The following is a 13,627-nucleotide window of genomic DNA, read 5'->3' on the forward strand; positions in this document are numbered from 1 at the left end:
CTATTCGTTGGCCAGCGCCGCCAGTGCGCCACTCAGCCCATCGGTAGATAGCGTGCGGTAGGCCGCAAGCACCGCGTCAGCAAACGGCTGGCTGGCGGCAAGCGCAGGCGGCACGACGTCATCGAGCGCCAGAAACGCATTGATCAACGCCGACGGCGCGTTGCCGTGAGCATGATGCAGCTCGGCAAACCGCTTGGCCATCGGGTCGTCCACCGGGTAGGTCTGACCGTTCAGGTCATGTCCGGCGGTGTAGCGAATCCAGGCCGCCACGCCGAGTGCGGTGCAGGGGGACGCCAGGCCTGCCCGGGTACGCTCGAGCGCACCGCCAAGCCAGCGCTGGGGCAGCTTCTGGCTGCCGTCCATGGCGATCTGCTGCAAGCGGTGGCGCAGGCTGTCGTTGGTAAAGCGTGCCAGCAGCGAATCCGCGTACGCTTCAAGATCCGTACCTTCAGGCATCTCCAGCGTCGGCGCGGCCTCTTCGAGCATATAGCGGCGCAAAAGCGCGCGCAGGGCCGGCTGGTTGATAGCGTCATACACGGTTTCGATGCCGTCCAAGGCGCCTAGATAAGCCAGCAGCGAGTGGCTGCCGTTGAGCATGCGCAGCTTCATGGTCTCGAACGGCGCCACGTCGGCGACCATTTCCACGCCGTCGGCTTCCCAGGCTGGCCGCCCGGCGGGAAAGTGATCCTCCACTACCCACTGCGAGAACGCCTCGCCCACGACGGCGTTGGGGTCATCGACGCCCAGCGCCGCCAGGCGCTCGAAATCGGCATCCGTCATGGCCGGCACGATGCGATCGACCATGGAGCTTGGAAACGCCACCTGGGTATCGATCCACTCGGCAAGCGCAGCGCTGCGCTGTTGCGCAAGCGTGACCACGGCTTTACGGGTACGCGCACCGTTGTGGGGCATGTTATCGCAGCACAGCACGGTAAACGGCGCCACGCCCGAGGCGTGACGCCGGGCCAGCGCTTCCACCAGCAGGCCGGGGGCGGTGCGCGGCTCCTGAGGAGAGGCGATGTCCCCCGCTACCATGGGGTCTTCCAGGCGCAGCTCGCCACTGGCCGGATTCAGAAAGTAGCCCTTCTCGGTCACGGTCAGGGTGACGATGCGCGTCGCAGGTGAGGCCATTCGAGCAAGCAGCGCGTCTCTATCCCGCCCCCAGCGGTTTGAGCCATCGCGTCCCGAGAACAGCGTCTCTTCGATTACGCCTATTTCACGCAGGGTCAGCGTTTCGCTGTCGGCATATTCCGCCACGTGGTAGCGATAGCCTTCGGCTTTCAGGCTATCCACCAGCTCGACGCTGGCACGCAGGTTGGCGCTGCACACGCCCCACTCACCGTCACCGCTGCGCTGGCGGTAGCGCTCGAGATAGACCGCCTGGTGGGCGCGGTGAAACGCGCCCAGGCCCAGGTGAACGATGCCGATCTGGCCGCTGTTTGCGGCGGCCTCGATGCGTTGGGTACTCACGGCTAGTTACTCCCCATCAGCAGATTGGGCAGCCACAGCGAGATGGCCGGCACATAGGTCACCAACATCAGTACCGCCAGGTTGCACAGCAAGAAAGGCACGATGGCGCGGGCGACGGTCAGCATGGGCAGCTTGCCGATACCGGCAACCACGAACAGACACACCCCGACCGGCGGCGTGGTCAAACCGATCATCAAGTTGAGCACGGCAATCACGGCAAAGTGCACCGGGTCAACGCCCACACCGGTCGCCACACCCACCAGCGCCGGGAACAGAATGATCAGCGCGGCGATGGTTTCCATGAAGGCGCCGACGAACAGCAGAATCAGGTTGAGAATCAGCAGCACGATCAGCGGGTTTTCGCTGATGGAGAGAATCAGCGTGGCAATCATCTGCGGGATCTGCTCGCTGGTCAGGATCCAGCCGAACAGGTTGGCCAGGCCCACCATCAACAAGAGCGCCGATGACGTCAGCACGGTGTCGACCAGAATGCCCGGCAGCTTGAGCCAGGTGAGGCCCTTGTAGACGTACATGCCCACTACCAGCGCGTAGACGCAGGCGACGATCGAGGCTTCGGTGGGGGTAAAGAAGCCGCCGATGATGCCGTAGAGGATGATCACGGTCATCAGCAGCGCCCAGAACGCGGTTCTGGCTTCGCGCAGAAGCTGCAGGACCGGCACGCGCTTCTCCTTGGGGTAGCCGCGGCGCACGGCCAGAATGTACACCGTGATCATCATGGCCAGGCCCATCAGAAGCCCCGGCACGGCGCCGGCCAGGAACATCCGGCCTACGGAAATACCGCTCAGGGAACCCGCGATGATCATCGGCACGCTAGGCGGAATGATCGGCCCGACGGTGGATGACGCGGCGGTGACCGCGGCGGCAAACGGCTTGTCGTAGCCCGAGCGCGCCATGCCGGGAATCATCACCGAGCCGATGCTCGCCGAATCCGCCACGGCGGTGCCGGAAATGCCGCCAAAGATCATCGAGCCCCCCACGTTGGCAAGGCCCAGCCCGCCGCGGATATGGCCCAGAAGCGCGTTGGAGAAGCGCACGATGTGTTCGGTGATATTGCCCACGTTCATCAGGTTACCGGCCAGCACGAAGCCCGGAATACACAGCAGAACGAAGGTATCGATGCCCGCGTACATGCGCTGGGGCACGATGGTCAGCGAAATGCCTTCCATCAGCAGATAAGCAGTGGAGGCGATGCCGAGCGCAAAGGCGATGGGCATGCCCACCACCAGCAGTATCAGAAAAACGCTGAATAAAATGATGACTTCCATGCTCAGGACTCCTGTTCACGGGGGGCGGAGGGGCGACACATCGCGAGGATTCCCTCAAGACACCCCAGGGCGCTGTAGAGCAGGAGCAGCGCATAGGTGACGACCGTCGAGAAGAAGATATACAGCATGGGAACGCGCAGCGTGGGGGACGTCTGCCAGGTACCGTTCTGGGCATACTGCCAGGCGTAGGGCAGCACCATGAAGGCGAACACCCCAATCATCAGACAGATCAACGCCTGGAACGCCGCCTTCATGCGCGGGCCAAGCATATGATGGAAAAGCTCGACGCTGATATTGCGGTTTTGACGCATGACCACGCCCACCGACAGCGCCACCATGTAGATGAACAGATAGCGCGAAAGCTCTTCGGTCCAGGAAATGGAGATCGGCAGAAACAGCCGCGAGCACACCTGAAGCAGCACCGTACCCGCAATGGCGACCAGCGCCAGCACGGCAAGCGTCAGAAAACAGGTATCCACCCAGCCGATCAGGCGCCCGAGGGGGCCTTGCAGCTTGGGCACCGTCGACATCGCATCCAGACTGTCGAGCGCTTCTTGCTCAAGCGTTTTTTGATCCGAGCTCATAAACGTATCCTCGTGGGACAGACTGCGTTTGCAAATATAACTTGCAGACAGCTCTTGCAGACAAAGCTTGCAAACTGACGATGGGCCGGCCTGCGGCCAGCCCATCGTCGTTACCAACGGTCTTACAGGTCTTGAATGGCGTCGAACAGTTCGCGCTGTTCAGGCGTCAAGGCTTCCAGTACCGCCGGGCGAGCCGCTTCGGCAAAGGCATCTACATCCACCTCGATGAACTCCATGCCACGCTCTTGGAGGGCCTGTTCCAGACGTTTCTGATCCTCGACAAACAGCTCGGACTCATAAGCCTGCATGGTGTCAGCCGCGTCGCGCACCACCTGCTGCAGATCTTCAGGCATGTTTTCCAGCTGGTTGCGGCCAATCACCACGTAGATCCAGCTGCGCACGTGACCGGTCATGTTGACGTAGTCCTGCACCTCGTTGAAGCTCGCGCTCTCGATCAGGCTCAGCGGATTCTCCTGGCCTTCCAGGGTGTTCTGCTGAAGCGCGGTGAACACTTCGCTGAATGCCATCGGCGTCGGGCGTGCGCCCATGGCCTGCCAGGTATCCACGAACAGCGGTACGTTAGGTACGCGCAGGCGCAGGCCGTCCAGCTCTTCTGGCGTGCGGATCGGGCGGTTGGAGGTCAGCTCGCGGGCGCCGCGCTCGAACCAGGCCAGCGGTACCAGATTGGTACGCTCGGTGATCTGCTCCTCGATTTCAGCGCCGATATCACCGTTGACCACGGCGTGCAGGTGGTCGGAATCGCGGAAGGCGTAAGGGACGGCCATCATGGCGGCCTTGGGCGCCCAGTTCTGCAGGCTCTCCCCGGTGATGGTCATGTCCGCCGTGCCCAGCTGGATACTGTTGATCACATCCATTTCGCTGCCCAGTTGCTCGCTGGGGTAAAGACGAACCTCGATACGCCCGTCGGAGTTGGCTTCCACTTCCTCCTTGAACTTCTCGGCAGCCTGGTGCCAGATGTTCTGCTCGTTGGCCAGGTGGCCAAAGCGCAGCGTGTAGTCGGCGGCCAGCGCCGACTGCGCGCTGAGAAGAACCGTTCCAAGTACCGCACTGGTTAATAGCTTCTTGATCATGTTGATCGCTCCTGCACTTCTTGCGTTGTTGATTGTTAGTCGTGCTTGACTGTTTTGACACAGGTTAGTGAGATGGCGTGGTAAGGCACCCTCAGCTACTGATCTGAATCAGCACCTTGCGGGCTTCTTCAGGACGGTGATCGAGCATCTCGATGGCATCGGGCATCTCGCCTAGCGGTAACCGGTGGCTCACCAACGCCAACGGGTCCAGCTTGCCACTGGCCATGAGTGCAAGCACCTCCGGAAACTTTCGATTATTGAGCCGCGAGCCGACCAGCGTCAGCTCTTTCTTGATCACTTCAAGCTGGATCAAATCGCTTGGCTGTACGCTGAAGCCGAGCAGGCCGATACGGCCAGCCGGGGAGGCCAGGCGCAGCATCTGAGGCAGCAGCGCAGGCACACAGGCGGCATCGGCGATCAGCGGCACGCCCTCGCCTTCGGTCAGCGCCAGAATCTCTTTTTCGACATCCTGGGTGCGGCTGTTGAGCACGTGGGTCGCCCCCAGCGCCTTGGCCGCGCTCAGACGTTCGTCGATGACATCGGTGACGATGATCTCGTCGATGCCCATGGCGCGGGCCATCTGCAGGATGGTCATGCCGATCATGCCGGCGCCCAGGATCAGAAGCCGGTCGCCGCGGTGCGGCTGCATGCGGTCCAGCACGTTGGCGGCAATGGTGTAAGGCTCGACGAGTGCGGCGGCGTCCAGCGCAATATGCTCGGGCACCTGATGCACGTTCGCCGCCGGCACGCAGACGAACTCCTCAAAACCGCCGTCGCGATGCACGCCGATCACTTCCAGCGCGCTGCACACGTTGGGCCGGTTGATGCGGCACGGATAGCAGGTGCCGCAACTGATGACGGGATCGACACACACACGATCACCGACGCTCACGTCCGGTACGCCCTCACCCAGCGCTTCGATAACGCCGGCAAACTCGTGGCCGGTGATGCGTGGAAAGCGTACGAAGGCGTTGTCGCCGTGGATGATGTGCATGTCCGAGCCGCAGATGCCGGCGAACGCCACGCGTACCAGCACCTCGCCTGGCGCCGGAGTGGGAACGTCAACCTCGGCGACCTTGAAGTCGTGAGGCGCATTGACCTGAAATGCTTTCATGGATGCAAGACTCCTTACCCGTTCTTTAGATCACCAATGCCAGAGGGTGCCGTCTTCCAACCGGTTCACCGGAAGACTCGCGCGCTTGTAGGGGTACTGCTTGGCCAGTTCCTCGTCGATATCCACGCCGTGCCCCGGCGTTTCACCGACGATGAAGTGGCCATCCTCGAAGCGGTAGTCGTGGGGGAACACCTCGTTGGTGGTGCGGGTGTGCGGCATGTACTCCTGAATACCGAAGTTGGGCACCCAGGTGTCGAAGTGAATCGCCGCGCCCAGGCACACCGGCGACAGATCCGTCGGTCCGTGGAAACCCGTGCGTACGTGATAAAGCCCTGCCAGATCCGCAATTCGGCGCACATGGGTGATGCCGCCTGCGTGAGTGAGCGTGGCGCGGATATAGTCGATCCACTGGTTTTCAATCAGCGCCTTGGCGTCATGTATGCTGTTGAACACCTCGCCTACCGCCAGCGGTGTGGTGGTGTGCTGGCGTATCAGCCCGAACGCTTCCTGGTTTTCCGCCGGTACGCAGTCCTCGAGCCAGAACAGGTGATAAGGCTCCACTTCCTTGCCCAGGCGAGCAGCCTCGATGGGCGTCAAACGGTGGTGCACGTCGTGCAGAATATGCAGGTCATCACCGAAGCGCTCGCGCACGGCGGCAAACAGCTTGGGCACGTGGTTCAGGTACTTGCTGGTGCTCCACACATGCTCGGCGGGCAGATCGGCATCCGCAGGCTCGTAGGGCTCGCCATCTTTCTTGGCCACGCCGTAGATGCTGGCGATACCCGGCACGCCGGCCTGAACGCGCACCGCCTTGTAGCCTTCGTCGACATGGCGGGCGACCTCTTCAAGGCACGACTCGATATCGCGCCCCGTGGCATGGCCATACACCATCACGCGCTCGCGGCTCTTGCCGCCCAGAAGCTGGTAAAGCGGCATACCGGCAAGCTTCGCCTTGATGTCCCAAAGCGCCATGTCCACGGCGGCAATCGCGCTCATGGTGACCGGCCCGCGCCGCCAGTAGGCGCCGCGATACAGGTAGTGCCAGATATCTTCGATGCGCTGCGGATCACGACCGATCAGCGCAGGAATCACGTGCTCATCCAGATAGGCCACCACGGCCATTTCCCGGCCGTTGAGCGTGGCATCCCCGATCCCGTAGGTGCCTTCGTCGGTGACGATCTTCAAGGTGACGAAGTTGCGCCCCGGCGAGGTGACAATGGTATAGGCGTGTTCGATCTTCATGGGGTTGCCTCCTCAATGAGGGATACCGTTTCCTGAGCGTCGAACATCTCGGGAAACCGCTTGACTAGGTCGGGAAGGGAAACAAATATCTCGCGCAGATGGCGGCGCATGGCCTGCTCGGCCAGGGCCACGTCGCGGGCTTCGATGGCGGCCATGATATCGGCGTGCTGATCGATCAGCCGGGCGATGGGCGTGGTGTCGGGCACGCTCAGGTAGCGCACGCGGTCCAGCTGCGCCCTCACCTCTTCGATGACTTTCCAGGCGGCCTGCTGGCCAACGCCCAGCGACAGCGTCTTGTGAAAGCGCTCGTCCAGACGATAGAAACGAATGGTGTCGTGGGGTTCGATGCAGCGGCGCTGGCGCTCCAGCAGATCATGCAGCTCGTCGAGCACCTCCGGTGCCAGCCCCTTGGCCGTTGCCTGGCGCACCACGGCAACTTCCACCGCTTCGCGTACAAAGCGCGCCTCCAGCACCGCACGCTGGGAAATCTTCACCACGTAGGTGCCGCGCTGGGGCCGAACCTCGACAAGGCCCGCTTCAGAAAGACGGATGAACGCCTCGCGCACCGGCTGGCGGCTGACTGAAAAGGCATCTGCCACTTCCTTTTCAGAAAGCGCCTTGCCCGGTGCCAGCACCATCTGGATGATCGACTGACGCAGCACATGGTAAAGCCGCTGGCGAACCGATTCGGTCTCTGGCGTCTCCTGCCATAGCGCATGTAACGTGGTATTGATGTTGCTCATCTGCAGCAGCCTGGGTGAAGGGGCCTGGGCCCTTAACTGATATAACTAGTATGGTAGTATGGCGAGACAAACAAAAGCCCCGCCACGCTATACTTTGGTTGAAGGTGACCGATCATGAAACGCCAGCTTTATACCGGCTCGAATTACAAAAAAGCCTTGAATATCGAAGACCTGGAACGCATCGCCAAAAAAAGACTGCCCAATTTCGTATTCGAGTATGTATATGGTGGCAGCGACGACGAACACACGCTGCGCCATAACCGTGCGGTGTTCGACCAGTATCTGTTCAAACCCAAGACCATGACGAACGTGGGCGTGCGGGATCTGAGCACGACGCTGATGGGCGGCACGTTTCAGATGCCTTTGGCGATTGGGCCAACCGGATTCAATGGCATGCTCACCCGGGAGGGTGACCTGAAGCTCGCCGGGGCCGCCCGCGATGCAGGCATCCCCTTCATACTCAGCAGCGTGTCCACCACACGCCTTGAAGATATCGCCGCCATTGAAGGGCTCACGGCCTGGATGCAGATCTACTTCTATCGCGACCGCGACTTCGTCAAATCGATGATCAGGCGCTGCGCCAAGGCGGGCTTTGACGCCATCGTGGTCACCACGGACAGCGCCATTTACGGTAATCGCGAGTGGGACGTGCGCAACTTCCGCCGCCCGATGAAGCCCACGCTTGCCAACCTGCTGCATCTGCTGACCAAACCCGGTTGGATGAAGGATGTACTGTGGCCTGACGGGCTGCCCACGTTCAAGAACCTGGACGACCTGCTGCCGCCGGACAAGCGCAACGCTCAGGGCGCCTCGCAGATCATCGGCCCACAGCTGGATCCCTCGCTCAACTGGGAAGATATCGCCTGGCTGCGCGAGCTGTGGCCGGGCAAGATCATCCTCAAAGGAATTCTGGCGCCGGAAGAAGCAGAGCACGCCGCCAGCCTGGGCATAGACGCCCTCGTGCTGTCGAACCACGGCGGGCGCCAGCTCAACCACTCGCTTTCGCCCATGGACACCCTGTCAGAGGTAAAGGCCTGCGTTGGCGAGCGCTGTGAGCTGTTCGTGGACAGTGGCTTTCGCCGCGGTACCGATATCATCAAGGCGCTGGCACTCGGCGCTGACGGGGTATGGCTTGGGAGAGCCACGCTTTACGGGTTGGCAGCCGGCGGGCAAGCTGGGGCTGCGCATGCACTTGCGCTGCTCAAGAAGGAGATGGAATCGACGCTTGGGCTTTTGGGCTACAGTCGCTTGGACGAGCTCGAAGCAGGCTGTTTGAGGCGCCGCACGTCTCTATAGCCGTACGGCTTTATAGCAGTACCGCCCCGCTATCGAAGTGGGGCGGACACGTGCAGGTCAATACAGCCGCGCCTTGATGAGCGGCTTCAGCAGATAGCTCAACAGCGAGCGTTCACCGGTCTGGATATCCACATTCGCGCGCATGCCGGGGCGAATAGGCAGGGTTTCGCCGTGGCGTACCAGGTGAGTTTCATCGGTGACGATCAATACCTCGTAGAAGGCTTCCGTACCACGCGGGGTCTCCTCCTCGATGGTGTCTTCGCTGATCTGTTCGACCCGGCCCTTGAGGTCGCCATAGATGGTGTAGTCGTAAGCGGTGATCTTGACGCTTGCCGGCATGCCCGGCGCCACGAACGCGACGTCCTGAGGCTTGACCCGGGCTTCAATCAATAGCCGGTCTTCAATAGGCGTGATTTCCATGATCGGCTCGCCGGACTGGATCACCCCGCCCAGCGTCGTCACGAGAATATCATTGACCCGCCCGCGAACCGGGGAACGGATCTCGGTGCGCGTGAGCTGGTCGCGCCGCTGCAGCATGATCTGCTCGAGTGTGCTCAGCTCGGCCTTCTTGGTGGCAAGCTCTGCATAGGCCTCTTGCACGTAGGTATTACGCAGCTCCGCTAACCTGCCCGCAAGGCCTGCAATGGTCTGGCTGAGCTTCAAGGACTCCATCTCGCTGACCGAGCGGCTGCGCACCAGCGGTTCCACCAGGGCCAACTGGCGCCGCGCCAGCGCGATCTCTTCATTCATCGAGCTCTGCGCTTCACGCAGACGCCCGCGCCGGGCGGTGAACAGCGCCTGCTCCGAGCGGGCAAGGTCACCCTCCGGGTCCATCTCCTCGGGGAACTCGATCTCCCCTAGTTCGAGCACTTCCGCCTCCAGACGCGCAATGGCGGCCCGGAGCACCTCGATCTGGCTTTGCGTCTCGAGATAGGCGCTGCGAAAGCGCGTCTCGTCCAGGCGCACCAGGGGTTGGCCGACCTCCACCCGGTCGCCACGGCCGACCAGCAGCTCTGCGATAATACCGCCCTCGAAGCTCTGAATGGTCTGCAGGCGCGTGAAGGGCACCACCTTCCCATCGCCTTTGGTGACTTCGTTGATGGTGGCCCAGGCAGCCCAGCCAATGAACGCGGCAAACGCGAAAAGGCTGACCCACAAGATGACGTGGCTGCGGCGTGGCGTCAGCGTCAGGCGCGGGTCGCCAAGCTCTCGGCGGATCGTTTCACTAGGTGTCACGGCGGCGCACTCCCTGAGGTTTTCTGGCGGGGACCTTGACCTGATTGCCGCTGACTACGCCTTCCACTGGCCCGTCCATCGCCACTCTCCCGTCGCTGAGCACGACGGCCCGCTTGGTAAGCGCCAGCAGAGAAGACTTGTGGGTGGAGAGAATCAGCGTGCGGTTCTCGAGCCAGTCGCTGAGCGTCTGAATCACACGTCGCTCGTTGGCCTGATCATAAGCGGCCGTGGGTTCGTCGAGCAGCACGATGCGCGGGTCCTGAAGCAGCAGCCGGGCAAGGCCGATAGCCTGACGCTGGCCGCCCGAAAGGCTGCCGCTACCTTGAATGGGCAGATCGAGCCCATGCGGGTGGCGGCCAACGAAGTTGCCAAGCCCCACGGACTCCAGCGTCGCGAGCAGCGTATCATCGCTGTGAACCTGCCCATCCAGCATCAGGTTCTCTCGCAAGGTGCCATAGAAAAGCGCGATATCCTGAGGCAGATAGCCGATGGCACGGCGCTTGTCCGCAGGCTCCAGCTGGGAAATATTCACGTCATCAAGCAGGATCTGACCGGTATCGGCATCGCTTAGCCCCGCCAGCAGCCGCAGGAGCGTCGACTTGCCCGCCCCGTTGCCGCCCAGTAGCGCAATGCGCTCGCCAGCGGCGATATTCAGCGCCTCGATGTTCAGCGCCGGCGGCCCATCCTGCTGATAGCTGAGCTTTACCCCCTCGAGTTCATAGGCTCCCGCAAGGGTGGCCTTGTGAACAAAATTGCGCCCTTCGGGTCGCTCCACAGGCGCCTTCATGACGTCGTCAAGGCCCTCCAGCGCCACCTTGACGTGCTGCCAGCGCGTGAGAATACCGGCGACCTGGCTCATCGGCGCAATGGTGCGCGAAGCCAGAATCGTGCAAGCGATCAAGGCCCCTACCGTCAGCTCCCCCGCGCCAATGCGATAGACCCCGACGATCACCACGCCGATATAGCAAAGCTGTTGCACAAAGGCGGCACCGAAGCTGAGCATGGAACCGAGCGAGCGCATGCGCACGCCGGCATCGGCAAGCTCTGCCGAAAGCGAATCCCAGATGCGCAGATGGCGCCCTTCCGCCCGCGTGGTCTTGACGGTTTCAAGATTTTCCAGCGTCTCCAGCACCACCCCCTGCCGGATGGCACCCTCGCGCAGGTTCTGGCGCGCCAAGGCGGCAAGGCGCGGCTGAGCAAGCAGCCCAGGCAGCACCATCAAGATGACCGCCGCCAGCGGCACCCAGGCAATCGGCCCGCCGATATAGGCGATCACGCCGATGAAGAGAATGACGAAAGGCAGGTCGCTGATCGCGCCGATGGTCGAGGACGTGAAGAATTCGCGTACCGATTCGAACTCGCGCAGCTGGCTGCTGAAAGCGCCGGTAGAACCCGGCTTGGCTGCCAGGCGCAGCTGCATGACCTGCTCGAACAGGCGGGACGAGAGGCTAAGGTCAAGCCGCTTGCCCGTGGTGTCGATCAGCCGCCCGCGCAAGACGCGCAGAACAAACTCGAGCGTGGCGGCCAGTGCCACGCCGCTGGCCAGGATCCAGAGCGTATCAATGGCATTGTTGGGCACTACCCGGTCGTAGACCTGCATGGCAAAAATGGCCGTGCCAATCGCCAGCAGGTTCGCCATCAGGGCGGCAACCCCTACCTCCATGTAGGTTTTCCACTGTCGGCGCACTGGCCCTTTGAGCCAGTGCTCCTTGCGCTCACGGGCGAAACCGCCGGCGCGACTGTCGGCGCGGTAAACCTGCCTGGCCACCACCGCCACGCCGGTATAACGCGCAGCAAGCGCCTTGAGAGGCAGGCGCTCCTGACCATCACCGCTTTCCGGAACGAGGATCACCACGTCCTCCCCGTGCTGCTCGACCAGCAGGCATACCGTTCCGTTTTCCAACAGCAGCATGGCCGGCAGCAGCCCCTGGCAAAGCCGCTGGATCGAGAGCTCGACCACCCGCCCGGCCATGCCGACCCGCTTCAAGGCGCGGGGCACCGTACCAAGAGGCAAGCGCCCCTGCTCCAGCGCAAAACCGTCGGTCAGCTCTACCGGGGTAGTCGGCCGACCCAGTTGACGGCACAAGAGCGCCAGGCCATCGTTGAACGCTTCGCCTGCGATGCCTGGATCAAACGCAGGGTCAGGCGGCGTGTCGGACTTTTCAGCTAAACTTTCATCACCGCTACTCTTCTCTGCGCGCATGCGCCGTCCTTAGGAGGTGCTCTACCTCGTTTTGTGATGCGTTCATGAGCCTATCAAGCAGCCCCAGCTGCGCGGCCGCCCGAAACTGCATACGCAACCGTTCGGTCTTGAGGTCGATCAACTGGCGTTCGGCCTCGAAGGCGTCGCGCTGCAGGCTCAGCAGATCGAACACGTCACGCAGCCCGATGGAGAACTGCTCTTCGTAAACCTCTACCACGTTGCCCGCATTGCGCAGCTGCGTTTCCAACGCCTCCTGGCGCCAGCCAAGCGCCTCATGGCTCTCGATCAGCGAGGTGAGCGAGCGGCTCAGGTCGCGCCTGGCGACCTGTACTCCCCACCGCGCGGCCTCCACGCGCTGCTGAGCAGACTCCGTGCGGCGCACGTTGGAAAAGCCCTGAAACGTGTCCATGCGGAGTCGCAGCGCCAATACGGCATCATCTTCCATGGTGCCGCCGATCTCGCGTCGCAACACCGACCCTTCCAGGTTGAGCTGAGGCTTGAGCGCCGCGCGTGCTTCTGCACTATCTGCGCGTGCCTGGGCCACGCGCTCCTCCCCCTGACGAAACTGAGGAGAGGCGATAATCACGCTTTCCAGAAGCTCGGGCGATTCTCGTAATACAGCGGTCAGCGCCGGCGGCGCCGGTAGCGTCAGGTCACTCGGGGCGCTGCCTACCAGGCTGCGAAACTGCAGCACCGCGTCGCGTCGTGTTCCTTCTTCAAGGGCCGCCTGCTCACGGGCACGCGCCAGCTCCAACGCTGCCCGGTCGCTTTCCGTACGGTCGGCATAACCCACCTGGCTGCGCGAATCCGCCAGCCGCTCGATACGCTGTAACGCTTCGATGTGCCGATCTACGACCGCTTCACGCTCCCGGGCATTGAGCACATCGAGATAGACCTCGGCGATATCCAGTGCCGCCTCCTGAGAGACGAGCACCAGCTCTTCTTCAAACTGGCGAAAGGCCGCCGAGGCGCCATCTACCTGGCTGCTTACCCGCCCCCAATCGTAGAGCGTCTGGCGTGCGGTCAGATCATAACCAACGTTACTCGTCGAGAAATTCTCGGGGCCGGCAGACAGGCCCACCGTTGGCCAGTAGCCGTCCCGGGCGATATCCACTTCGGTTGCTGCCTCTGCCAACTCCTGTTCAGCCTGGGCGACCAGCGGATTGATCGAAAGCCCCCGGCGTACCGCTTCATCAAGCGTCATGCCTGCCGCTGAAAGCGGCGCAAGACACAACAGCCAGCCAACCTGTCGAATCCACCTCCTTTTTTTACTTGTTGAACTACTGTCTAACGGGGGGCCGAAAAGCGCCGGGCCAAGGCGCTTTTCGGTGAGACAACGTTTGCTTTCCATGCGATGGTTAA

At 62.3% G+C, this 13,627-nt stretch carries 11 protein-coding genes; 1 reads left to right on the forward strand and 10 read right to left on the reverse strand.

Annotation, left to right across the window (positions count from 1 at the left end):
* From B0H98_RS01170 to B0H98_RS01200, 7 genes are all read right to left on the reverse strand, one after another.
* Window positions 1-1,470, reverse strand: coding sequence for a mannitol dehydrogenase family protein (locus tag B0H98_RS01170; RefSeq protein ID WP_106373242.1), 1,470 nt, complete (start codon window positions 1,468-1,470; stop codon window positions 1-3).
* 2 nt (window positions 1,471-1,472) lie between these two features.
* Window positions 1,473-2,756, reverse strand: coding sequence for a TRAP transporter large permease (locus B0H98_RS01175; RefSeq protein WP_106373243.1), 1,284 nt, complete (start codon window positions 2,754-2,756; stop codon window positions 1,473-1,475).
* 2 nt (window positions 2,757-2,758) lie between these two features.
* Window positions 2,759-3,340, reverse strand: a complete 582-nt coding sequence (locus B0H98_RS01180; RefSeq protein ID WP_106373244.1) for a TRAP transporter small permease — start codon at window positions 3,338-3,340, stop codon at window positions 2,759-2,761.
* Window positions 3,341-3,462: 122 nt separating this feature from the next.
* Entirely contained in the window at window positions 3,463-4,431 is a 969-nt protein-coding gene (locus tag B0H98_RS01185; protein ID WP_106373245.1) for a TRAP transporter substrate-binding protein, read from the reverse strand.
* Between the two features lie 91 nt (window positions 4,432-4,522).
* On the reverse strand, window positions 4,523-5,545 hold the full coding sequence (locus B0H98_RS01190) for a Zn-dependent oxidoreductase (RefSeq protein ID WP_106373246.1): 1,023 nt from the start codon (window positions 5,543-5,545) through the stop codon (window positions 4,523-4,525).
* 30 nt (window positions 5,546-5,575) lie between these two features.
* Window positions 5,576-6,787 (reverse strand): D-mannonate dehydratase ManD, encoded by a 1,212-nt coding sequence (gene manD, locus B0H98_RS01195; RefSeq protein WP_106373247.1) that lies wholly within the window; start codon window positions 6,785-6,787, stop codon window positions 5,576-5,578.
* Window positions 6,784-7,530 carry a GntR family transcriptional regulator gene (locus B0H98_RS01200; RefSeq protein ID WP_106373248.1) on the reverse strand — a complete coding sequence of 249 codons (747 nt, stop codon included), beginning with the start codon at window positions 7,528-7,530 and terminating at the stop codon, window positions 6,784-6,786. The genes manD and B0H98_RS01200 overlap by 4 nt, the downstream gene beginning before the upstream one ends.
* Window positions 7,531-7,644: 114 nt before the next feature.
* On the opposite strand from B0H98_RS01200, the gene B0H98_RS01205 reads away from it, so the two are divergent.
* Complete coding sequence (locus B0H98_RS01205; protein ID WP_106373249.1) at window positions 7,645-8,826, forward strand: alpha-hydroxy acid oxidase; 1,182 nt, start codon at window positions 7,645-7,647, stop codon at window positions 8,824-8,826.
* Between the two features lie 57 nt (window positions 8,827-8,883).
* Here the strand turns inward: B0H98_RS01205 and B0H98_RS01210 are convergent, their stop codons facing one another.
* Genes B0H98_RS01210 through B0H98_RS01220 form a run of 3 tightly spaced genes read right to left on the reverse strand, consistent with a single transcriptional unit; the run spans window position 8,884 to window position 13,469 of the window.
* Window positions 8,884-10,062: a beta-barrel domain-containing protein gene (locus B0H98_RS01210; protein ID WP_106373250.1), complete on the reverse strand. Its 1,179-nt coding sequence runs from the start codon at window positions 10,060-10,062 to the stop codon at window positions 8,884-8,886.
* Complete coding sequence (locus tag B0H98_RS01215) at window positions 10,052-12,265, reverse strand: type I secretion system permease/ATPase (protein WP_106373251.1); 2,214 nt, start codon at window positions 12,263-12,265, stop codon at window positions 10,052-10,054. Before B0H98_RS01215 ends, B0H98_RS01210 begins: the two co-directional genes overlap by 11 nt.
* The gene (locus B0H98_RS01220; protein WP_208623566.1) at window positions 12,246-13,469 is read right to left on the reverse strand and encodes a TolC family protein; all 1,224 of its coding nucleotides are present in this window, start codon (window positions 13,467-13,469) and stop codon (window positions 12,246-12,248) included. Before B0H98_RS01220 ends, B0H98_RS01215 begins: the two co-directional genes overlap by 20 nt.
* Between the last annotated feature and the right edge of the window lie 158 nt (window positions 13,470-13,627).

It is taken from the genome of Vreelandella songnenensis, from assembly GCF_003002925.1.
Lineage (GTDB): Bacteria > Pseudomonadota > Gammaproteobacteria > Pseudomonadales > Halomonadaceae > Vreelandella > Vreelandella songnenensis.

Excerpts from the sequence above, each read along its gene's own strand:
- B0H98_RS01180 (WP_106373244.1), bottom strand. The coding sequence starts at position 3,340 with ATGAGCTCGGATCAAAAAACGCTTGAGCAAGAAGCGCTCGACAGTCTG.
- B0H98_RS01190 (WP_106373246.1), bottom strand. The coding sequence starts at position 5,545 with ATGAAAGCATTTCAGGTCAATGCGCCTCACGACTTCAAGGTCGCCGAG.
- B0H98_RS01215 (WP_106373251.1), bottom strand. The coding sequence starts at position 12,265 with ATGCGCGCAGAGAAGAGTAGCGGTGATGAAAGTTTAGCTGAAAAGTCC.
- B0H98_RS01175 (WP_106373243.1), bottom strand. The coding sequence starts at position 2,756 with ATGGAAGTCATCATTTTATTCAGCGTTTTTCTGATACTGCTGGTGGTG.
- B0H98_RS01220 (WP_208623566.1), bottom strand. The coding sequence starts at position 13,469 with ATGACGCTTGATGAAGCGGTACGCCGGGGGCTTTCGATCAATCCGCTG.
- B0H98_RS01185 (WP_106373245.1), bottom strand. The coding sequence starts at position 4,431 with ATGATCAAGAAGCTATTAACCAGTGCGGTACTTGGAACGGTTCTTCTC.
- B0H98_RS01200 (WP_106373248.1), bottom strand. The coding sequence starts at position 7,530 with ATGAGCAACATCAATACCACGTTACATGCGCTATGGCAGGAGACGCCA.
- manD (WP_106373247.1), bottom strand. The coding sequence starts at position 6,787 with ATGAAGATCGAACACGCCTATACCATTGTCACCTCGCCGGGGCGCAAC.
- B0H98_RS01205 (WP_106373249.1), top strand. The coding sequence starts at position 7,645 with ATGAAACGCCAGCTTTATACCGGCTCGAATTACAAAAAAGCCTTGAAT.